General features: G+C 73.8%; 15 protein-coding genes. 8 read left to right on the top strand and 7 right to left on the bottom strand.

From position 1 onward, the window contains the following. Window positions 1-2 precede the first annotated feature (2 nt). The 4 genes from thrC to groL all read left to right on the top strand — a co-directional run bounded on the left by thrC (window position 3) and on the right by groL (window position 4311). Window positions 3-1313 carry a threonine synthase gene (gene thrC / locus ACFW6A_RS20040; RefSeq protein ID WP_351843999.1) on the top strand — a complete coding sequence of 437 codons (1311 nt, stop codon included), beginning with the start codon at window positions 3-5 and terminating at the stop codon, window positions 1311-1313. An 18-nt stretch (window positions 1314-1331) separates the two neighbouring features. Beyond that, complete coding sequence (locus ACFW6A_RS20045; protein WP_351843997.1) at window positions 1332-1610, top strand: MoaD/ThiS family protein; 279 nt, start codon at window positions 1332-1334, stop codon at window positions 1608-1610. A gap of 424 nt (window positions 1611-2034) precedes the next feature. Beyond that, window positions 2035-2238 carry a cold-shock protein gene (locus ACFW6A_RS20050; RefSeq protein WP_030498267.1) on the top strand — a complete coding sequence of 68 codons (204 nt, stop codon included), beginning with the start codon at window positions 2035-2037 and terminating at the stop codon, window positions 2236-2238. 450 nt (window positions 2239-2688) lie between these two features. Beyond that, a complete protein-coding gene (gene groL, locus ACFW6A_RS20055) occupies window positions 2689-4311 on the top strand; it encodes a chaperonin GroEL (RefSeq protein WP_031012284.1) in 1623 nt (540 codons plus the stop codon). Between the two features lie 115 nt (window positions 4312-4426). On the opposite strand, the gene ACFW6A_RS20060 is transcribed toward groL, so the two are convergent. Next, window positions 4427-4759 (bottom strand): deoxyxylulose-5-phosphate synthase, encoded by a 333-nt coding sequence (locus ACFW6A_RS20060; RefSeq protein WP_351843993.1) that lies wholly within the window; start codon window positions 4757-4759, stop codon window positions 4427-4429. Window positions 4760-4821: 62 nt separating this feature from the next. Next, window positions 4822-5565: a class I SAM-dependent methyltransferase gene (locus tag ACFW6A_RS20065; RefSeq protein WP_386641682.1), complete on the bottom strand. Its 744-nt coding sequence runs from the start codon at window positions 5563-5565 to the stop codon at window positions 4822-4824. A gap of 354 nt (window positions 5566-5919) precedes the next feature. Between ACFW6A_RS20065 and ACFW6A_RS20070 the strand changes: the two genes are divergently transcribed. Then, complete coding sequence (locus tag ACFW6A_RS20070) at window positions 5920-6909, top strand: oxidoreductase (RefSeq protein WP_351841261.1); 990 nt, start codon at window positions 5920-5922, stop codon at window positions 6907-6909. Window positions 6910-7011: 102 nt separating this feature from the next. Here the strand turns inward: ACFW6A_RS20070 and ACFW6A_RS20075 are convergent, their stop codons facing one another. From ACFW6A_RS20075 to ACFW6A_RS20090, 4 genes are all read right to left on the bottom strand, one after another. After that, window positions 7012-7737: a transporter substrate-binding domain-containing protein gene (locus ACFW6A_RS20075; protein ID WP_386641685.1), complete on the bottom strand. Its 726-nt coding sequence runs from the start codon at window positions 7735-7737 to the stop codon at window positions 7012-7014. 241 nt (window positions 7738-7978) lie between these two features. Beyond that, window positions 7979-9550: a PTS transporter subunit EIIC gene (locus tag ACFW6A_RS20080; protein ID WP_351841257.1), complete on the bottom strand. Its 1572-nt coding sequence runs from the start codon at window positions 9548-9550 to the stop codon at window positions 7979-7981. 47 nt (window positions 9551-9597) lie between these two features. Beyond that, window positions 9598-10524, bottom strand: a complete 927-nt coding sequence (murQ, locus tag ACFW6A_RS20085) for an N-acetylmuramic acid 6-phosphate etherase (RefSeq protein ID WP_351841255.1) — start codon at window positions 10522-10524, stop codon at window positions 9598-9600. A gap of 38 nt (window positions 10525-10562) precedes the next feature. Continuing rightward, the gene (locus ACFW6A_RS20090; RefSeq protein WP_351841253.1) at window positions 10563-11495 is read right to left on the bottom strand and encodes a MurR/RpiR family transcriptional regulator; all 933 of its coding nucleotides are present in this window, start codon (window positions 11493-11495) and stop codon (window positions 10563-10565) included. A 171-nt stretch (window positions 11496-11666) separates the two neighbouring features. Here ACFW6A_RS20090 and ACFW6A_RS20095 point away from each other — a divergent pair, with 171 nt between their 5' ends. Together ACFW6A_RS20095 and ACFW6A_RS20100 are read left to right on the top strand one after the other, a co-directional pair. Beyond that, window positions 11667-12023, top strand: coding sequence for a hypothetical protein (locus tag ACFW6A_RS20095; RefSeq protein ID WP_031015735.1), 357 nt, complete (start codon window positions 11667-11669; stop codon window positions 12021-12023). Between the two features lie 36 nt (window positions 12024-12059). After that, window positions 12060-12332: a DUF4031 domain-containing protein gene (locus ACFW6A_RS20100; protein ID WP_386641690.1), complete on the top strand. Its 273-nt coding sequence runs from the start codon at window positions 12060-12062 to the stop codon at window positions 12330-12332. An 80-nt stretch (window positions 12333-12412) separates the two neighbouring features. Here the strand turns inward: ACFW6A_RS20100 and ACFW6A_RS20105 are convergent, their stop codons facing one another. After that, window positions 12413-13627 (bottom strand): Cmx/CmrA family chloramphenicol efflux MFS transporter, encoded by a 1215-nt coding sequence (locus ACFW6A_RS20105; protein ID WP_351841488.1) that lies wholly within the window; start codon window positions 13625-13627, stop codon window positions 12413-12415. A gap of 406 nt (window positions 13628-14033) precedes the next feature. Between ACFW6A_RS20105 and ACFW6A_RS20110 the strand changes: the two genes are divergently transcribed. Continuing rightward, a complete protein-coding gene (locus ACFW6A_RS20110) occupies window positions 14034-21470 on the top strand; it encodes a polymorphic toxin type 27 domain-containing protein (protein WP_386641693.1) in 7437 nt (2478 codons plus the stop codon). The last annotated feature ends 8 nt before the right edge of the window (window positions 21471-21478 follow it).

Below are 21478 nucleotides of genomic sequence, written 5' to 3' on the forward strand. Positions count from 1 at the left end.
CCATGGCTGTAAACACCGTCGCACCCGCAACCGCCGCTGCCGACACCACCGCCTCCACCATCGATCTCGGCCCCGCGTCCGGCCTTTCCTGTCGCGAATGCGGCCAGGTCTTCGCCCTCGGCCCGATCTTCGCCTGCGAACTCTGCTTCGGCCCCCTCGAAGTCGCCTACGAGCTGCCGCTCGGCGACCCCGAGGCGCTGCGCAAGCGGATCGAGGCCGGCCCCGCGAACATCTGGCGGTACGCGCCCCTGCTGCCCGTCCCCGCCGACGTCGCCGAGAAGCCGAACCTGAACCCCGGCTGGACCCCGCTCGTCAAGGCCGACAACCTCGCCCGCGAGATCGGCGTCGCCCCCGGCAGGCTCTTCGTCAAGGACGACTCCGGCAACCCGACCCACTCCTTCAAGGACCGGGTCGTCGCCCAGGCCATCGAGGCCGCCCGCGCCTTCGGCTTCACCACCCTCTCCTGCTCCTCCACCGGCAACCTGGCCGGCGCCGTCGGCGCCGCCGCCGCCCGCGCCGGCTTCCGCTCCTGCGTGTTCATCCCGCACGACCTGGAGCAGGGCAAGGTCGTCATGGCCGGTGTCTACGGCGGCGACCTCGTCGCCATCGAGGGCAACTACGACGACGTGAACCGCTTCTGCTCGGAGCTCATCGGCGACCCGCTCGGCGAGGGCTGGGGCTTCGTGAACGTCAACCTGCGCCCGTACTACGGCGAGGGCTCCAAGACGCTCGCGTACGAGATCTGCGAGCAGCTCGGCTGGGTCCTCCCCGACCAGCTCGTCATCCCGATCGCCTCCGGCTCCCAGCTCACCAAGATCGACAAGGGTCTCCAGGAGCTCGTCAAGCTGGGCCTGGTCGAGGACAAGCCGTACAAGATCTTCGGCGCCCAGGCCGAGGGCTGCTCCCCGGTCTCCACCGCCTTCAAGGCCGGCCACGACGTGGTCCGCCCGCAGAAGCCGAACACCATCGCCAAGTCCCTCGCGATCGGCAACCCGGCCGACGGCCCCTACGTCCTCGACATCGCCCGCCGCACCGGCGGCGCCGTGGAGGACGTGAACGACGAGCAGGTCGTCGACGCGATCAAGCTGCTCGCCCGCACCGAGGGCATCTTCGCCGAGACCGCGGGCGGCGTGACCGTCGGCGTGACCCGCAAGCTCGTCGAGGCCGGCCTCATCGACCCGGAGCTCACCACCGTCGTCCTCAACACCGGCGACGGGCTCAAGACCCTGGACGCCGTGGCCGACAGTTCTCAGGCGACCGCCACCATCCGCCCGAGCCTGGACGCGTTCCGCGACGCGGGCCTGGCCCACTGAAAGGTCCGTGAAGCCACCATGGCCGTGAACGTCCGCATCCCCACCATCCTCCGCACCTACACCGGCGGGCAGTCCGAGGTCCCCGCCGAGGGCGCGACCCTCGCCGAGGTCATCGCCGACCTGGAGAAGAACCACACGGGCATCGCCGCCCGCGTCCTGGACGACCAGGGCAAGCTGCGCCGCTTCGTGAACGTCTACGTGAACGACGACGACGTCCGCTTCGAGCAGGGCCTGGAGACCGCGACGCCGGACGGCGCGGGCGTCTCCATCATCCCGGCGGTCGCCGGCGGCTGCTGATCACCCCGCACGGCCCGGCCGCCTTACCGGTCGGTACTGAATTGCCCCTTCCGCGAGAGAAAGCGGAGGGGGCAATTCTGCATGGTTGAGCGCGGTAGAGTTGGGGAAGTGCCCTCGGCCGCTCATGCCGGACGCATATGAGCGCGGGTCCGGACCTGACGAGAATGCGACAACCGGCGGCCGGAAAGCGCGCACACTCTGCCCCTTATGCGCCTTTCGCCCGGCCCGAGTTGCCCCGCAATTCAGGGATTTCTTCCCGATTCCCCTTTCCGTGCCGCCCAGAATTCCCGGCGGATTGCCCTGTTGCAGAGGGCAGTTGGACAGATACATTCAGCGGCGGTCGACGCGTTCCGGCGCAGGTTCTGACCCGGGTCCGTGAAGTGCGGGTCCGCGCAAGGGCCAGTAAGTAATAGGGGAGTTAGGCATGGCTCAGGGCACCGTCAAGTGGTTCAACGCGGAGAAGGGCTACGGCTTCATCGCGGTCGACGGTGGTGCGGATGTTTTCGTCCACTACAGCGCCATCCAGATGGATGGGTACCGCAGCCTCGAAGAGGGCCAGCGAGTCGAGTTCGAGATCTCGCAGGGCCAGAAGGGTCCGCAGGCGGACATGGTCAAGGTGACCGCCTGAGCGCGACGCGATCGGCCACCGACGCCAACGCCGTCGAGGGGCCCGCATCCTCAGGGATGCGGGCCCCTCGACGCGTTCCGGGGCGTTCGCGGGCGGTGCGGAGGCGTCCGGAGCCGTCCGGAGGCGGTTCGGGGGAGTTCGGAGGAGTTCCGGCGCGTTCCGGGGCACGGGGCGGGGCCGCCGGCCGCGGGGTGCGGGCGCGCGCCCCGGGGGCGCCCCGGGGAGGTGGCGTGGAGGTGCCCGATCCACGAGAGTCGCTTGCACTCGCATGGGTCGAGTGCTAATCATTGGCGTTAGCACTCGGAAGGTGAGAGTGCTACGAGGATCGGGCAGACGAGGCCGCCGACCCGGGTGGGGCAAGGAACCACGCGGAGCGCGGAGGCCGTCCGTCGCGGGCGTCGGCGCGGTCCTGGAGCGTTATCCACCCCATGTCCGGGAGGACCACTTCACATGGCCAAGATCATCGCGTTCGACGAGGAGGCCCGGCGCGGTCTCGAGCGCGGCATGAACCAGCTCGCTGACGCCGTCAAGGTCACCCTCGGCCCCAAGGGCCGCAACGTCGTCCTCGAGAAGAAGTGGGGCGCCCCCACGATCACCAACGATGGTGTCTCCATCGCCAAGGAGATCGAGCTCGAGGACCCGTACGAGAAGATCGGCGCCGAGCTGGTCAAGGAAGTCGCCAAGAAGACGGACGACGTCGCCGGCGACGGCACGACCACCGCCACCGTCCTCGCCCAGGCGCTCGTCCGCGAGGGCCTCCGCAACGTCGCCGCCGGTGCCAACCCGATGGCCCTCAAGCGCGGCATCGAGAAGGCCGTCGAGGCCGTCTCCGGCGCCCTGCTCGACCAGGCGAAGGAGGTCGAGACGAAGGAGCAGATCGCCTCCACCGCCTCCATCTCCGCCGCCGACACCCAGATCGGCGAGCTCATCGCCGAGGCGATGGACAAGGTCGGCAAGGAAGGCGTCATCACGGTCGAGGAGTCCCAGACCTTCGGTCTGGAGCTGGAGCTCACCGAGGGCATGCGCTTCGACAAGGGCTACATCTCGGCGTACTTCGCGACCGACATGGAGCGCATGGAGGCCGCGCTCGAGGACCCGTACATCCTCATCGTCAACTCCAAGATCTCCTCCGTGAAGGACCTCCTCCCGCTCCTGGAGAAGGTCATGCAGTCGGGCAAGCCGCTGCTGATCATCGCCGAGGACGTCGAGGGCGAGGCCCTGTCGACCCTGGTCGTCAACAAGATCCGCGGCACCTTCCGCTCCGTCGCGGTCAAGGCCCCGGGCTTCGGCGACCGCCGCAAGGCCATGCTCCAGGACATCGCCATCCTCACCGGCGGCACGGTCATCTCCGAGGAGGTCGGCCTCAAGCTGGAGTCGGCCGGTCTCGACCTGCTGGGCCGCGCCCGCAAGGTCGTCATCACCAAGGACGAAACCACCATCGTCGACGGTGCCGGTGACAGCGAGCAGGTCGCGGGCCGCGTGAACCAGATCCGCGCCGAGATCGAGAACAGCGACTCCGACTACGACCGCGAGAAGCTCCAGGAGCGCCTCGCGAAGCTCGCCGGCGGCGTGGCGGTCATCAAGGCCGGTGCCGCGACCGAGGTCGAGCTCAAGGAGCGCAAGCACCGCATCGAGGACGCCGTGCGCAACGCCAAGGCGGCCGTCGAGGAGGGCATCGTCGCCGGCGGTGGCGTGGCCCTGCTCCAGGCCTCCAGCGTCTTCGAGAAGCTGGAGCTGGACGGCGACGAGGCCACCGGTGCCGCGATCGTCAAGCTCGCCCTGGAGGCCCCGATCAAGCAGATCGCGGTCAACGCCGGCCTCGAGGGCGGCGTCGTGGTCGAGAAGGTGCGCAACCTGACCCCGGGCCACGGCCTCAACGCCGCGACCGGCGAGTACGTCGACCTGGTCGCCGAGGGCATCATCGACCCGGCCAAGGTGACGCGCTCCGCGCTGCAGAACGCCGCGTCGATCGCCGCGCTCTTCCTCACCACCGAGGCCGTCATCGCCGACAAGCCGGAGAAGGCCGCGGCCCCGGCCGGCGGCGGCATGCCGGGCGGTGACATGGACTTCTGATCCTCCGGGATCGGCAGTTCACCGCTGACGCGAGTCGAACGCGAACGCCGAGGGCGGTACTCCCCACGCGGGGGGTGCCGCCCTCGGCGCGTTCCCGGACGGGCCGGGGCCGGACTCAGACCACCGGCCGGACGAGCGCCTTCGCGAGCGGCTCCCCGGTCCGGCGCGCGTACGCCACCCGCGCCTTCACCTCGGCGAGGGTGCGGGGGCGGTAGCCCGGGCCGCAGCCCTGGCAGCAGCTGGTGTGGAACCGTACGCCCGCGTGCAGCAGGACGGACAGCACGCGCCACCCCTCGGTGTCCCGCCGCTTCGGCGGCCGGAACGCCGACCCGACCCCGGTCATCGGCTGCGCGCACCGCGGGCAGCGGCGCTCGGGCCCATGGTCGTCGCCCTGCTTGTAGGAGGCCCGGCAGGGGAGGCACACGTACGAGGTGCGGCGGATTCCCATGGGGGCAGCGTAGGGAGCGGCGCGGGCCGGGCCCACCGGTTTACCCCCGCCCGCGCGTGGTGCTACGGGCGGCGGAAGAGGGCCGTCCAGAGGAAGCCCTCGCCGAAGTGCGGCGAGTCCGGGGGCTGGGGGCTCATGCGGCGGACCTCGACCGGTTCGTACGCCGCGAAGATCGCGCGGAGGGACGTGTCCGTGTAGGCGAGGCCGCCTTCCAGGGTGCCCTCGCGGTAGAAGTCGGCGTCGGGGCGCTCCGAGCCCATGCCGCCCTCCCCGGCCGCGAACGCCGTCAGGGCGAAGTGGCCGCCGGGGGCCAGGACGCGGTCCAGGAGGGCCAGGTAGCTGACGCGGCGGTGCGGCGGCAGGTGGTGGAAGCAGCCGGAGTCGTACACGAGGTCGTACGGGCCCTCGACCGTGCCGGGCGCGAAGGCGTCGCCGTGGTGGAAGCGGACCCCGGACACGCCCGCCTCCCCGACCCGTTCCTCCGCCCAGTGGATCGCGGTCGCGGAGAGGTCGACGGCGTCCACCTCGTAGCCGCGCGCGGCGAGGCGGAGGGAGTTGCGGCCGGGGCCGCAGCCGAGGTCGAGTGCCCGGCCGCCGCCCGTGAGCAGTCCCCGGTCCAGGTACGACACCAGGTTCTCGTCCGGCTTCGGGACGAAGAACGGCACCGGCCGGTCCCGGTCCGCGTAGAAGCCGTCCCACCAGTCCGCCCCGCCTTCCGACCAGCGGTCGGCGGTGGGCGCGAACAGCCCGTCCAGCAGTGCCAGTACGTCCTCGACCGTACGGATCCCGCGGTCCGTCCCTGCCATGTGGATCTCCCCTCGACGTGACCTCCAGGATAGGGGTGGTGAGGGTAAATGCCCAGGTCAAAGGGGATGTTGGGGGTGCCGGGGAGGGGGAGGGGAAGGCTTGGGCGGGGGCGTGACGGAGGTGCGGGAGGCGGGGCCACCGGGGGTGCCGGGGCGGCGGCGGAGGGGACTTCACGGGGGTGTGACGGGCCGGGAAGGGGGCTTTCAGGGCCGGGCCGGGGTGGGTTTCCGGAGTGTGTCGGGAGGAGTTCTCGGGGTGGGGCTCCGGGTGGGGCGGGGCAGCCGGAGCGGGGTTTCGGCGGGGGCGGCGAACTTCTTTCCCGGGGCGGGGGGTTCGGTGGTCGACTGGGCGGCATGGAGATTCTGGTTCTCGGTGGGACCGCATGGGTAGGCCGCGAGGTGTCGCGGCGGGCGCTGGAGCGAGGGCACGCGGTGACGTGTCTCGCGCGGGGGGAGAGCGGGGGCGTGGCGGAGGGGGCCGTACTGGTGGCGGCCGACCGGCGGGAGCCGGGGGCGTACGACGCGCCGGCCGGGCGGGACTGGGACGCGGTGGTCGAGGTGTCCTGGCAGCCGGGGTTCGTGAAGGGGGCGCTGGCGGCGCTCGGCGGGCGGGCCCGGCACTGGACGTACGTGTCGTCCGGGAACGTGTACGCCTCGCAGGCGGAGGTCGGGGCGGACGAGTCGGCGCCGCTCATGGAGCCGACCGCACTCGACGAGGTCGGGCGGGAGCTGTACGGGGAGGCCAAGGCCGCGTGCGAGCTGGCGTCCGTCGCCGCCGTCGGGGACCGGCTGCTCGTCGCGCGGGCGGGGCTCATCGGCGGGCCCGGGGACGTCAGCGGCCGGACCGGGTACTGGGCGGCGCGGGCCGCCCGGGACCCTGGGGCGCCGATGCTCGTGCCGGACGAGCCCGCGCTGCCGACCCGGGTCGTCGACGTCCGGGACCTCGTCGACTGGATCCTCGACTCGGCGGAGAAGGGGACGACGGGCACGTACGACGCCGTGGGGCCGAACGTGCCGCTCGGCGAGTGGATCGAGCTGTCCCGCGCCGCCGCCGGGCACCGCGGCGCGGTGGTGCCGGCCGGGTCGGCGTGGCTGCTGGAGCAGGGCGTCGAGGAGTTCATGGGGCCCGAGTCGCTGCCGCTGTGGATCGTGGCCGAGGACTGGCGCGGCTTCCAGGCGCGTTCGGGCGCCGCCGCGGCCGCCGCCGGGCTGCGCCAGCGCCCGCGCGCCGAGCTGATCGCCGACACCCTGGCCTGGGAGCGGGAGCAGGGCCTCGACCGGGAGCGGAGGGCGGGGCTGAGCCCGGCGCGGGAGGCGGAGCTGCTGGCGCTGCTGGGGGCGTAGCCCCCTCCGGGGCGCCGCCGGTGCCGGGTGTCCGGTGCTGCCGGGTGCTCGCCGCTGCCGGGCGCCCGGTGCTCGGGGGCGCGGTGCTCGGGGGCGGGGCCCTCAGGGCGCCACCAGGGCCGGGTCCTGGTGGGAGCGGCGCAGGGCGTCGGTGACGAAGCCGTTCCTCTTCAGGTCCTCGACGAGGTCGCGGAGGTAGGCGACCGTCTCCGGCGCCCTGGTCGTCGTGGTGCCGACCGCCTGGCGGATCTCCATGAAGCGGCCGTCGATCAGGCGGACCTCGGGGTGGGCGGCGACGTAGGCGGCCATCGGCTGGCGGATGCCCGCGCCGGCCTCCAGGTCCAGGGCGCGGAAGACCTCGACGCCCTCCGCGCCCCGCACGACGGCGGCGTGGGCGAGGGTGCGGGTGAGGTGGAGGTCGTACGCCGAGCCCTGCTTGACGCCGACGCGGACGCCGGGCGCGTCCACGTCCTCGACGGTGACGAGCGGCGAGTCGCGGGGGACCGCGTACACGCCCTCGATGACGACGTACGGGGACGTGAACGCGACCTCCTTCTCGCGGGCGGGGTCGACGGCGAGGAAGCACAGGTCGGCGCGGCCGTCCGCCATCGCCTCGAACGACTTGCGCGCCGCGTCGAAGCAGAGCGTCTCGACGGGCAGTCCGAGCCGGCGGCCGATCTCCCGTGCCAGGTCGACCGTGATGCCGGCGGGCTCCTCCGAGGTGCCCTGGGCGAGCACCGGGTTCCCGAGGTTGATGGACGCCCGCAGGACCCCGGTGGGGGCGAGGTCGGCGGCGATCGCGGCGATGTCGTGGTGCGTGGTCGTCATGGTTGCGGAGTCTAGGCACCGTCAGGCGAGCCAGAGGGAGTTGCGGCGGTGCCGGGCGGGCGGGATGTCGACCGCGCCGGCGGCGGCGAGCCCCAGGCCGCCGGTGCCGGTGTCGGGGCCTCGTCCTTCGGGGGCGTGTGCGGAAGGGGGCGTACGGGAGGGGCGTACGGGCGGTTCGTGCGGAGGAGCCGTATGCCGGAGCCGTATGCCGGAGCCGTGCGCACGAGGTGTATCGCTCCGGTCAGACCTTCACCGGCTCCGGTTCCGGGTTCGGCTTGGGGGTGGGGCCGGTCGTCGGGGTGGCGGTGGCGGGGGCCGGGGCGGGCGTCGCCTCCGGGTCCACGTTGAACTCCTCGATCATCGTGCGGCTGAAGCCCCAGAAGTAGGTGGCGACGAAGCCGACGAGGTAGCCGACGAGCAGGCCGCCCGCGTAGATCGCGATCGTCGGGCCGAGGCCCTTGTTGCCGTCGAGGAGCGGGAAGAGCGCCCAGCCGGACGGGCCGATCGCGGTCGAGCCGACCTTGTCGCCGAGCATCGAGAAGAGGCCGATGAAGGCGCCGCCGGCCGCGCCGCCGACGCAGGCGGTGACGAAGGGGCGGCCGAGCGGGAGCGAGACGCCGTAGATCAGCGGTTCGCCGACGCCGAGGAAGCCGGCCGGGAGTGCGGACTTGATGGTGCGGCGGATCGAGCCGTTGCGGGGGAGCTTGAGGTAGACGGCCATGGCCGCGCCGACCTGGCCCGCGCCCGCCATCGCCAGGATGGGGAGGAGGACGGTGTAGCCCTGCTGTTCGATGAGCGTGGTGTGGATGGGGATGAGGGCCTGGTGCAGGCCGAGCATCACCAGCGGCAGGAAGAGGCCGCCGAGGACGAGGCCGGCGCCGGCGCCCGCGTGCTCCAGGAGCCAGTTGGCGAAGTCGCCGATGCCCTGCGAGACCTCGCCGGCGACGAACATCAGGCCGAAGACGGTGACCAGGCCGGAGATCAGCACGGTGAGGGTGGGGGTGACGAGGACGTCGAGGGACTCGGGCACCCACCTGCGGCACCACTTCTCCACGTACACGGCGAGGACGGCCGCGCCGAGCGCGCCGAGGACACCGCCCTGGCCGGGGGAGAGGGTCTGGCCGAAGACCTCGATCTTGGCCACGCCCGCGTAGACGATGATGGCGGCGACCGCGCCGCCGAGGATCGCCGTGCCGCCGAACTCCTTGGCCGTGTTGTAGCCGACGAAGACCGCGATGAGGGCCATGAAGCCGCTGGCGATGGCGGCGAGGGCCGGGGTGACGCCGGGCAGCCAGCCGAGGTTGACGAGCAGGCCGTTGAGGCCGGCGATGATGCCGCAGCCGATGAGGGCGGGGATCAGCGGGACGAAGATGTTCGCGATCCTGCGGAGGAAGAGCTTGAAGGGGGTGGAGTTCTTCGCCTTCCGGGCCGCCTTGATCGCGGCGCCCTGGGCGGCCAGGTCGTCGGCGGTGGGGGCGGAGGGGCCGTCGGCGGCGCCCCGGGCGGCCGGGCCGTCGGCGGCGGGGGCCGGGGCGGTCTCCGGGGCGGCCGCCTGCTCGGCCACCAGGGCCTCGAACGCGGGGGTCACGCGGGCGACCGTGCCGGGGCCCAGGACGATCTGGTACGTGTCGTCCTCCACCACACCCATCACGGACGGCAGGGCCTTCAGGGCCTCGTCCCGGACGAGCGAGCGGTCGCGCAGGCCCAGCCGGAGGCGGGTCATGCAGTGGGCCACGGAGCCGATGTTCCCGGCGCCGCCGACGAGGGGGAGGATCGCGGCGGCGATGGCGCGGTTCTTGTCGTCTGTGCTCATGGTGCGGTGGTGCCTTCGGTGCGGGGGTGGGGGGAGGTGCGGGCGGCTCAGGCGGTGGCGTGCAGCGCTGCGCGCAGGTGGCCGCGGGAGTCCTTCAGGCGCTGCGCCGCGGTGGCGGCGTCGACGTCGGCGAGGATGATCAGGATGGCGTTCTTCACCTCTCCCTCGGCGGCGGTGAGGGCGGCCTCGATCTGCTCGTCGGGGGCGCCGGTCGCGAGCGCGACGATGCGGCGCGAGCGGGCCCGGAGCTTCTCGTTGGAGGCGCGGACGTCGACCATGAGGTTCCCGTAGGTCTTGCCGAGCCGGATCATGGTGATCGTCGAGATCATGTTGAGGACGAGCTTCTGGGCCGTGCCGGCCTTCAGCCGGGTGGAGCCGGTGAGGAGTTCGGGGCCGGGGACGACCTCGATGCCGTGTTCGGCGGCGGCCGCGAGGGCGCTGTCCGCGTTGCAGGACAGCCCGATGGTGAGCGCGCCGAGGGCGCGGGCGTGCTCGACGGCGCCGATGGCGTACGGGGTGCGGCCGGAGGCGGAGATGCCGACGACGGTGTCGTCGGGGCCGACGCCGAGCGCGTCCAGGTCGGCGGCGGCCAGCTCCTTGGAGTCCTCGGCGCCCTCGACGGCCCGGACCATGGCGGAGGGGCCGCCCGCGATCAGGCCGACGACCTGGGAGGGGTCGGTGTTGAAGGTCGGCGGGCACTCGCTGGCGTCGAGGACGCCGAGCCGCCCGGCGGTGCCGGCGCCCAGGTAGATCAGGCGCCCGCCGCGGGCCATCCGCTCGGCGGTGGCGTCGATGGCGGCGGCGATCGCGGGGAGTTCGCGGGCGACGGCGGCGGGGACGGACTGGTCCTCGCCGTTCATGGTGCGGGCGATCTCCAGGGTGGACAGCCGGTCGATCTCGGCCAGTTCGGGGCGGAAGGCCTCGGTGGTGAGGGTGGCCAGCTGGGCGCGGAGTTCGGAGTACGTGGTGGACACGGCGCGTCTGCTTTCTTCCCGGATCGGCGGGGTCGGGGTCAGCGGGTGGTGGTGCGGGGGGAGTGGCGGTGGGCGAGTGCTTCGTACGAGGCCGCGAGGGCAGGGGCCGCGGTCTCGTACGTGCGCTGGGTGACGCAGGTGAACAGGCAGTCCACGACCAGGAGTTGGCTGGTGCGGGACGACATGGCGGCCGGTCTCAGCTCGCTCTCGCGGGCGGTGGAGGTGGTCAGCACGTGGTCGGCGTACTGGCTGACCGGGCCGTCGGGGCGGCCGGTGATCGCGACGGTGGTGGCGCCGTGCTCGAAGGCGACCCGGAGCGGTTCTATGACGTCGCCGGTGGAGCCGGAGTGGGTGATCGCGAGGGCGACGTCGCCGGAGCGGAGCTGCACGGCGTTGGTGACGGCGAGGTGCGGGTCGCCGTGCGCGTGGGCGATCAGGCCGATCCGCAGCAGCTTCTGCACGAGGTCCTGGGCGACGAGGCCGGAGGCGCCGACGCCGTACACGTCGATCCGGCGGGCGGTCGCGCAGGCGGCGGCGACCGCGCCGAGCTGCACGGTGTCGAGGCCGGCGGCGGTGTCGGCGAGGGTCTGCCGCTCGTCGTGCGCGAGCTTGGCGACGACGTCGGCGACCGGGTCGTCGACGGCGATGTCGGCGGTGACGGAAGGGGCCCGCCCCGACTGCTGCTGGGCGGCGAGCCCGGCGAGCGCGAGCCGCAGGTCCCGGTAGCCCGGGTAGCCGAGGATCCGCGCGGTGCGCACGACGGTGGCCTCGCTGGTGCCGGTCAGCTCGGCGAGTCCGGTGACCGTGAGGGCGGCGCACCCGGCGGGGTCCCCGGCGACGGCCTCGGCGACCCGCTGCATGGAACGGGTCATGGAGGGGGAGAGGGTCCTCACCTTGGCGGCGAGGGCGGCGGGTGCGGGGGGCGCGGTGGCCGTCTCGCCGCTGAAAGTTTCCTTCACGTCATGGGTCACGCTTGAAAGATACTTTCAGGAACGGGGGGTGGACAAGACCCCGTACGTCCCGGGTGGCGGGGGGACCTTCGTCCCGGGCGCTTCCGGCGGCGGGAAGGGCCTTCGTCCCGGGCGCTTCCGGCGGCGGGGAGGGCCTTCGTCGTTCCCGCCCCGCCGGGGGACAATGGCCCCATGGACGACATCGACCCCGTGGAGCAGGCGCTGCACGCCGCTCGCGCACTGGTGCTGGCCGACCTCGCTGCCCGTGACGTGGCCGCCGCCCAGGTCGTGTCGATGGTGGAGGACGCGGTGACGCACCGCCGCTGGTGGGTCGAGCAGTGGCCGGAGGGCGTCGAGTACGTCGCCGGCCTCGTCGCCCAGGACGTCCAGGACGCCCTCCTGGAGGCGTACGGTCGCTGGCCCCTCTGCCCCGTCTGCTCCTCCGGAGACCCCCACGCCCTCGACGTCGAGCCCGAACTCGGCCCCGACCCCCACTGGGTCTGCGGCAAGCAGGGCGTGGTGGTGGCGCGGGTGGGCGGGCTGACGTGAGGGGCCCCGCCGTGCGGGCCGGGGCGGGAGCCTGACGTGGCCCTCTACATCGACCCCCCGACCTGGCCCGGCCACGGCCGCATGTGGTCCCACCTGGTCAGCGACGACTCCTTCGACGAGCTGCACGCCTTCGCCGCCGCCCTCGGCGCCCCCGCCCGCGGCTTCGACCGCGACCACTACGACATCCCCTCCGACTGGTACGGGAAGGCGGTCGCGGCCGGCGCGGTCGAGGTCGGCTCCAAGGAACTCCTCCGCCGCCTCACGGAAGCGGGCCTGCGGTGCCCGAAGGGGCGGGCGGCGGAGAAGTAGGGCCCCGCCCCCGGGCGGTCGACGTGCCGCCCCGGGCGGCCTCGGCCCCGCTCCGGGCGGCCGGGACCCCGCCCCGGGTGTCAGTCCTGGTGGTCGTACGTCTTCCGGCGGGCCGGGGACCCCTGGGCGCCGATCACCACGCGGGACCCGGCCGGGCGGGTGAGGCGGAGGGCGAGGGCCGCGGCGGCGAGGGCCAGGAGGGTCATGGCGGCGCCGGCCCAGGCGGGGGAGGCGTAGCCGAGGTCCGCGTCGATGACGGTGCCGCCCAGCCAGGGGCCGGCGGTGTTGCCGAGGTTGAAGGCGGCGGTGGTGGTGGCGCCGGCGAGGGTGGGGGCGGCGCCGGCGACGTTGAACATGCGGGCGTTGAGGGCGGGGGCGGTGTAGAACGCGGAGACGCCGAGGAGGAAGGCCAGGAGGACCGTCGCCACCGCGGAGGAGGCGAGGAGGGCCAGGGCCGCGAGGAAGACCGTCGAGGCGGTGATGCCGGTGAGGAGGACGCCGAAGAGGTGGGCGTCGGCCACCCGGCCGCCGATGGCCGTGCCGATCAGGGCGCCGATGCCGAAGAGGGCCAGGACGGCCGAGACCCAGCCCTTGTCCAGGCCCGAGACGTCGGTGAGGAGCGGGCCCAGGTAGGAGAAGGCGCAGAAGACGCCCCCGGCGGCGAGGGCGGTGATCACCACGGAGAGGAGGACCTGGCGGTCGCGGTAGATCGTGAGCTCGTCGCGGAGGCGGGGCTTCGTTTCGGGGAGGGGGATGCGGGGGATCCGGGTCACCACGCCCACCAGGGCGATCGCGGACGCGGCGGCCACCGCCCAGAAGGCGGAGCGCCAGCCGAGGTGCTCGCCGAGGAAGGAGCCGGCGGGGACGCCGAGGACGTTGGCGATGGAGAGGCCGCCGATCATGACGGCCATGGCGCGGGCGCGGGAGCCGACCGGGACCATGGCGATGGCGACCGCCGCGCCGACGGCCCAGAAGCCGGCGCAGGCGAGGGCGCTGATCACGCGGGACGCGAAGAGGACCGCGTAGTTCGGGGCGAGCGCGCCGGCTATCTGGCCGAGGCCGAAGACGGTGATCAGGGCGACCAGGGTGGTCTTGCGGGGGAGGCGCAGGGTGGCCACCGCGAGGAGCGGGGCGCCGACCACCATGCCGATGGCGAAGGCCGAGATGAGGAGGCCGGCCTGCGGGATGGAGACGGCCATGTCGTCCGCGATGGACTGCAGGAGGCCGGAGAGCATGAACTCGCTCGTGCCGAGCGCGAAGACGGAGAGGCCGAGGATGTAGACGGCCAGGGGCATCCGGGGGGTGGCGGGGGACGGCGAGGGAGCGGTCCGGTCGGGCTGGGCGGGCTCGGCGGAGGAAGACGGCATGACATGCGTCAACCGGTGATTCGTGCCTGTCATTCCGGAGGCGCGGGGGTTCTCGCGATGCGAGACGCGGGCCCCGGCGGCCCGCCTCCGCGCGAGCCGGCTTACGTCCGGTAACAAGATGATCAAGGTCCGCGGAGGTGTCCCTTTTCGATCTTCCGGCGACCCGATGCGGCGTGGGATCGTCGCCGCGTCAGCGGCAGCGCCGGCTCGCGGGGTGGGGTGAGGACGCCGGCGCGCGTCGTGCTGTCTGCGTTTCTCTGTCATGCCCATGACGCGACCTGTCTCGTGGGGCGGTGCTGCCCGTAGCGATCACGAGAAACGCAGAGGCATCCCCATGTCATTGCTCGGAGACGTCGGCAGACGCCGGCGTCGGCTCCGTACGGCCCTCACCCGGGCCACCAGTACGACGGCGCTGCTCACCGCGTCCGCCGTGCTCACCGGACTCGTCCAGGCGCCCCCCGCCGTCGCGGAGACCGCCCCGGAGGAGGACACCGGCTACATCCGCAACAGCATCGGCGAGGACCGGCGGCTCGACCGCTGTCTCACCGGCGTCGCCCTCCACATCGGCGGCGGACAGCTCAAGGCCAAGGCCATCGAGGGCCTCACCGGCACCGATGAGCAGCTCCGCACCGTCGTCGGCGACATCGGCTGGATCGGCTTCGGCCCGCTCGGCCAGGCCCGCGACGCCGACGAGGAGGCCGGCGGCGACTACTCCGAAGCCGTCCGCAACCGCAACACCGCCCTCGAAACAGCCAACAAGCCCTACGTCGAATCCGCCTGGGCCAGCGACGACATGGACTGGCACGTCCCCGAATTCGGCGAGGACGTACGTCAGTTCACCCTCGTCACCCAGAAGGAGCTGGCCTGGCGACTCGGCTGGGACGGGCACACCAACGCCGGCGAGGAGGCCATCGCCCGCGCCCGTGCCGTCGCCGAGGAGAACCGCGGCAAGGACGACTGGCACGACTGGGCCGCCGACTCCATGCTGTCGGACAGCGAGGTCCACAACACCCGGTACACCAACGGGACGACCGCCAGCGACATCGCCGCCTACCTCCGGCGCGGCGGCTTCGCCACCGAGGCCCCCGCCAAGGACTCGCCCGCCTACCGGGTCGAGGTCGAGGACCTGAAGCAGGCGTGGTCCGCCTGCGACAGCCAGAACCCCGTCGACCCGCGCCGGATGCTCAACGCACCCGTCATGACCGCCATGGTCGAGTGGGAGCAGGAGTACGCCGGGCAGGCCCCGCAGCGCGCCGTCATCATCCAGGCCGAGGCCGACGCCGCCGCGGCGACCCGCGAGGCCGCCGACGACATGATCGAGGCCATCGGTCTCGCCTGGCGCGCCGAGCAGATCCTCACCTGGCGGAAGTACTGGCAGGACACGCTCGCCGCCGACCCCGACACCATCCTGGGCAAGCCCGACCAGGCGATGTACGACAAGGCGGCGGCCGACCTCGCGCAGCTCCGCGCCGACGCCGCGGCCCTGGTCGTCTCCGCGAACGCGCAGGCCGCCAAGGCCGCCGCCGCCGCCGGGAAGGCCGCGACCGCCCAGCAGGAGGCGTGGGCCGTCGCCGACACGGCGAAGCTGCCGCGCGGCCGGGGCCTGATGTACGCCCAGCAGTCGGTGCAGGTCGCCCGTGCGTCCTCGGCCGCCGCCGCCGCTGCCGCGAAGGCCACCGCCACCGCCAAGGCCGCCGCCGACGCCACGCTCGCCGACGCGGACGCGCTGCTCGCGAAGGCGCAGACCGAGTCGAAGGCCATCAGCACCGAGTTCCGGCGGGTGGCCGCCGAGGAGGCCGCCGCGCAGGCGAAGGCCGCCGCGGACAGCGCGGTCGCCAACGCGACGGCCGCCGCCGAGGCTGCCGACACGGCCGTCTCCGCGCGGACCACCGCCGAGCAGAAGCGGGACAAGGCGAAGGCCGCCGCGGCGACCGCCGCGACCGAGCGGGCCAAGGCGCAGACGGAGAAGGCCACCGCCGTCGCCGAGCGCGCCAAGGCCGCCGCCGAGCGGGCCAAGGCCGTCGAGGCGGAGGGCAGGGCCGGTACGCAGAAGACCGCCGCCCAGTCCGCCGACACCGCCGCCGGCACCGCGGGCGCCGACGCCACGGCCAAGCGGAAGACCGCCGACGAGAAGGCGAAGGCCGCCCGGGCCGCCCGCGAGAAGGCGGTCGCCGCCCTCCAGGGCAAGCTCGCCGCCGCCGCCCGCGCCGCCGCCCTGGAGGCCGCCGCCGCCGCGGCGGAGGGCACGGCGACGGCCGCCGAGACGCGGGCCGCCGCCACCGCCGCCCGTACCGCCGCCACCCAGGCGGCTCAGGCCGCGACGGCCGCGCAGACCGCCGCCGACCAGGCCACCGCCGCCGCCGTGTCGGCACGGTCCGCCGCCACGACCGCCGAGGGCGCCGCCCGGCGTGCCGAGGCGAACGCGAGCAAGGCGTGGGAGGCGTACTACACCTCCCTCGGGGCCGCCTCCACGGCCCGTGCCGCCGCCGCGACCGCCCTCGACGCCTCCCAGGACGCCGCCTTCCGCGCCGACCTCGCCGCCACCGCCTCGCAGAACGCGACCGCGCTGGCGGAGAAGGCCCGGCAGGAGTCCGCCGCCGCGCAGACCGACGCCGCCGACGCGGTGACCTCCGCCGGTGTCGTCGTCGGCCGCGCCTACGCCGCGGGCCAGGCCGCCCTGGCCGCCCGCGACGTGGCCCGGCAGGCCGTCGCCGCCGCCGGTGAGGCCGTCTCCGTGGGCACGCCGTACCAGGAGAAGGACTCCTCCGCCGCGTTCGCCGTGCTCGTCGGCCAGGCGTCCAAGACGATCGCCGAGCAGCAGGCCGCCGCGGCCGAGGCCAAGGCCGCCGAGGCGGAGCGGGCCGCCGCCGACGCGCAGGCCGCCGCCGCGCAGGCGCAGGGCGACGCGAAGCTCGCGGCCGAGGCCGCCGCCCGCGCCGCAGCCGACTCGGTCCGCGCGACCGAAGCCGTCGCCCGCGCCCAGGCGTCCGCCGCCCGCGCGACGGACGCCCAGGCCGGGGCCAAGACCGCCGCCGACGCCGCCTCCGGCCACGCCCAGCAGGCCGGGAACGACGCCGCCAGCGCCCGTACCACCGCCGACGAGGCGAACTCCGCAGCCCTGGAGGCCGACCGCGAGGCCACCGACGCCGAACGGCACGCCGCCGAGGCGCAGGAGAAGGCCGGCCGGGCCGGCGAGGCCGCCGCCGACGCCGCGAAGAAGGCCACCGACTCCGAACAGGCGGCCAAGGACGCCGAGTCGAAGGCCTCCGACGCGACCGGCGACTCCACCGCCGCCGAGGAGGCGGCGAGGAAGGCCGAGGAGGAGCAGCGGGCGAAGAACGAAGCCGCGCACAAGGAGGCGCTGGCCGAGGGCGTCACGCCGATCGAGGGCGGCGCGAACAACTGGCCGGTGCTGGGCGAGCGGGAGGAGAAGATCCTCCTCGACGCCTGCGGCCAGACCTGTGTGGACGACTACCGTGAGGGCCTCGACGCCGTCTCCGTCGACATCGTCCAGTGGGCGACCGACAACGGCGGGCGGATCCTCTTCGAGCAGCTGGACGCGGCGAAGGTCAAGCAGTGCCTGGCCGGTTCGGACGTCGAGGAGTGCCTCTGGGACCTCGTCGACATCGCGTCGAACGCGGCGATCGTGGGTCGGATTCCCGCCCTGTCGCAGGCCGTCGAGCAGGTGTCCACCGGCGTCCGGCAGATCTTCGTCGACGCCGACAACGCCCTGCGCCGCCTCCACGAGCTGACAGCCGTCATCCGGGACGCGCGGGAGACCCCGCGCCTCGACCGCTGCCTCACCGGCGTCGCCCTGCACGCCGGCGGCGCGAAGACCAAGGCCAAGGCCATGGAGGGCCTGACCGGTACGAACGAGCAGCTGCGCGCCGTCGTCGGCGACATCGGCTGGATCAAGCTCATGCCGCTGGGCGTCGCCGGTGACCAGGACAAGCAGGCCGGGTACGCGTACCTGGACACCATCGCGGCCCGCAAGGCGCTCCTGGAGGACGCCAACCGGCCGTACGCGATGAGCTCGTTCGACGACGGCATCACCCTGCACGCACCGGAGTTCGGCGCCGACATCCTCGGCTTCACCCACTCCACGCTGGCGAGGCTCATCGACCGCATCGGCTGGGACGGGCACACCAACGCCGGTCCCGAAGCCCTCGCCAAGGCGCGGGAGATCACCGAGCAGAACCGCGGCAAGGACGCCTGGCACGACTTCGCGGCCGACTCCATGCTGCGGGACACCAGCGTCGCCAACACCCGCTGGGCGGGCGGCACCACGGCCGCCGACATCGCCGCGTACCTGCGGCACGGCGGCTTCCCGGCCGGCAAGGTGACGCCGGACAGCCCGAACTTCCGCGCCGAGGTCGAGCACCTCAAGCAGGCGTGGGCCACGTGCAACCACGCCGAGCCGGTCGACCCGCGCAACGCCCTCTCCGAGGCCGCCTCGCAGGCGTCCGCCGAATGGGAGGCCGAGTACGCCGGGCAGGCCGCGCCCCGCGCGATCATCATGCAGGCCGAGGCGGACGCCGCCGCCGCCACCCGCGCCGCCACCGACAACATGGTGGAGGCCATCGGGCAGGCGTGGCTCGCCGACCAGATCCTGCGCTGGCAGAAGTACTGGCACGACGAACTGGAGCGCGACCCGGACCACATCCTCAAGCCGAAGAAGGCGCTCTTCGACCGCGCGAACACGGACCTCGCCAAGGCCCGGGGCCGCGTCCAGGCGCTGAAGACGGCCGCCGCCGAGCAGGCCGGCGCCGCCCGGGCCGCCGCCGCGCGCGCGGTCACCGCCCAGCAGCAGGCGTGGACGATCGCGGACGCGGCCCAGGTGCCGCGCGGCCGGGGTCTGATGTACGCCCAGCAGTCGGTGCAGGTCGCCCGCGCGTCGGGCGCCGCCGCCACCGCCGCCGCCAAGGCGACGGAGACGGCCCTGAACGCCGCCAACGCCACGGTCTCCACCTCCCAGGCCCTGCTGGCCCTGGCGAAGACCGAGGCGCACGCGGTCAACACCGAGTTCCGCCGGATCGCCGCCCAGGAGGCCGCCGCCCAGGCGAAGGCCGCCGCGGACAGCGCCGATGCCTACGCGACCTCTGCCGCGAACAACGCGGCCATCGCCAAGAAGGCGAAGGAGGACGCCGCCGCCGCGGAGGAGCGGGCCCGCCGGGCCGCCGCCGACGCGCAGCGCACCCGGAGCATCGCCGAGATGGAGCGCGCGAACGCGGCGGCCTACCGGGCCACCGCCGAGCGCGAGCGGGACATCGCCTCGGGCCACGAGGCCGACGCCGTCGCCCAGGGCCGGATCGCGAGCGACGCCCGCGCCTCCGCCGAGGCGTCCGGCGTGGTCGCGTCCGACAAGCGGAAGGTCGCCGAACAGGCCGAGCGGGACGCGGTCGCCGCGCGCGACAACGCCCTGGAGGCCGAGCAGCGGCGCGACTCGCTGATCGCGAAGGCGGAGGCCCTGGAGGCCAACGCCGCCGCCGACGAGGGGACGGAGGCGGCCGAGGCGTCCCGCGCCGCCGCCACCGACGCCCGGGCGGCGGCGAACACCGCCACCACCGCCGCGACCAACGCGCGCGCGTCGGCGAACGCGGCCACGGCCGCCGCCGTCAACGCCCGCGAGGCCGCGACCAAGGCGCAGGGCGCCGCGTCCCGGGCCCGGGCCGCGGCCGACGCCACCTGGGCGTCGTACCTGGTCGCCGTCGGCGCCGCCGCCACCGCGCACGCGAAGGCCGCCGAGGCCATCGACGCCGCCGACGCCGCCGCGGCCGACGCGGCCGGCGCCAAGGCGGAGTCGGAGAAGGCGAACGCGGCGGCCAAGACCGCCAAGACCGAGGCGGCCGGTGCCGTCGCCGAGGCGAAGCAGACCGCGCACTGGGCGGCGGTGACCGCCGGCAAGGCCCAGGCGGCCGTCGCGTCCTCGCTCGCGGCCCGCGACTCCGCCGCCGCCGCGACCCGGCCGGCGAACGAGGCCATCGCGCTCGGCACGCCCTACCAGGAGGAGGACAGCTCCGCCGCCTTCGCGGTCCTGACGGGACAGTCGTCCCTGACGGTCGCGCAGCAGCAGGCGGCGATCGCCGCCGCCACCGCCGGTCTCGCGGAGGAGTTCTCCGCCGAGGCGAAGGCCCTCGCGGCGCAGGCCGCGGCGGACATGAAGCTGGCCCTGGAGGCGTCGGCCGCGGCCGCCGCCGACGCGCTGCGCGCCGCCAAGGCGTACCAGCGGGCGCAGGCGTCGGCCAGCCAGGCCGCCGCCGACGCCAAGGCCGCACAGGGCTCGGCGGCCCGTGCCGACGGCTACGCGCAGGCGGCGGGCGTCGACGCGATGGCGGCGAACTGGGCGGCGAACGACGCCGAACGGGACGCCGCCGCGGCCGACGCCGCGGCGACGGAGGCGGAGAAGGACGCCGCCCACGCCCGCGAGGTCGCCACCCAGGCGGAGACCGACGCGTCCGCCGCCCGCACCGCCGCCGACAAGGCGGAGATCGACGCGGCCGCCGCCGAGAAGGCCGCGGCGGGCGCCCGGGAGGCCGCGGAGGACGCCCAGGCGGCGGCCGACCGGACCGAGTCCGCCGGCAGCGGTGAGCAGATCCAGCAGGGCATCACCACCGGCATCGGCGGGGTGTGGGCGATCCTCGACCACATCGAGTACGTCGGCGACCCGAAGAACGTCGACAAGGACAACTGCAACCCGATCATCCACATCGGGGACTGCACGATCACGGCGGACGTCTCGTACAAGTCGCACGTCGAGCTGTACATGTGCCTGTCGGAGTCGTTCTCGGGCACCTGCCCGGCCGCCGACACGCTCTACCTCGGCCCCGAGGTGTCGGAGCTCCAGACGAAGCGGCTCAGCTACACGCTGACGATGACCGAGTTCAACTCGGGCATCGACCCGATCGACATCCTCCTCGGGGACTTCATCGGCTGCGCCAAACTGCTCACCCCGGGCATCTCGGGCGGCAGCTGGGGCGACTGCGCCTGGGCGGCCAGCTGGTTCGTCGCGGGCGTGATCTTCCGGTCGGCGAAGGCCGCGGTGCAGGCGATGGACGCGGCGATCAAGACCGGCATCGGCTTCATGGACGCCTTCCGGCAGCTCCGCACCATCGGTCTGACCGAGGCCGCGGTGCAGGGCATCATCCGCCGGATCTTCCAGCGGGTCGGCGCGGCGTGCGAGGCGATGGAGCCGGCGACCTTCAAGGTCGCGACGTTCTCCGTCATGGCGTCGTCGTCCGACGAGATCGTCAAGAAGTGCCAGGGGATCCTCAAGGACCTGGTGCGGGACGGCGACCACATCGTGCTCGGTGTGAACGGCGGCCCCGACCGGCCCGGCTCGAACCACCTGGCCAAGTCCATCGGCGGCAACACCTTCAACCACAAGGAGTACGCCATCGAGCTGCCCGAGAGCATGGGCCTCGGGAAGCGCGCCATATGGACGGTCGGCGTCGAGCGCGCGGTGTCCAACCCGAACGTGCGGCTCACGGTCTCCCTGGACGGCGTCCCGGGTGCCAAGAACGCCGACGACGCGCTGCGCCTGCTGCTGGAGCGGGGCGAGACGATCAAGCCCGGTGACTGGGGGACCGTCCAGTCCAGCGGTTACGGAACCGCGTGGGAGATGACCAAGCTGCGGACGGCCGTCCGGCGGGAGGAGCGCGCCTGGAACACCATCGAGTGGCGCATGTACAACCCCGAGACCCGTCAGTACGAGGAGGTCTTCCCCTCCCGTTTCACCTACCCTGACGGCACGCCCGTGCCCGATCATTTCTGACAGGAGAG

The sequence above is a fragment of the Streptomyces sp. NPDC058758 genome (assembly GCF_042746075.1).
Taxonomy (GTDB): Bacteria; Actinomycetota; Actinomycetes; order Streptomycetales; family Streptomycetaceae; genus Streptomyces.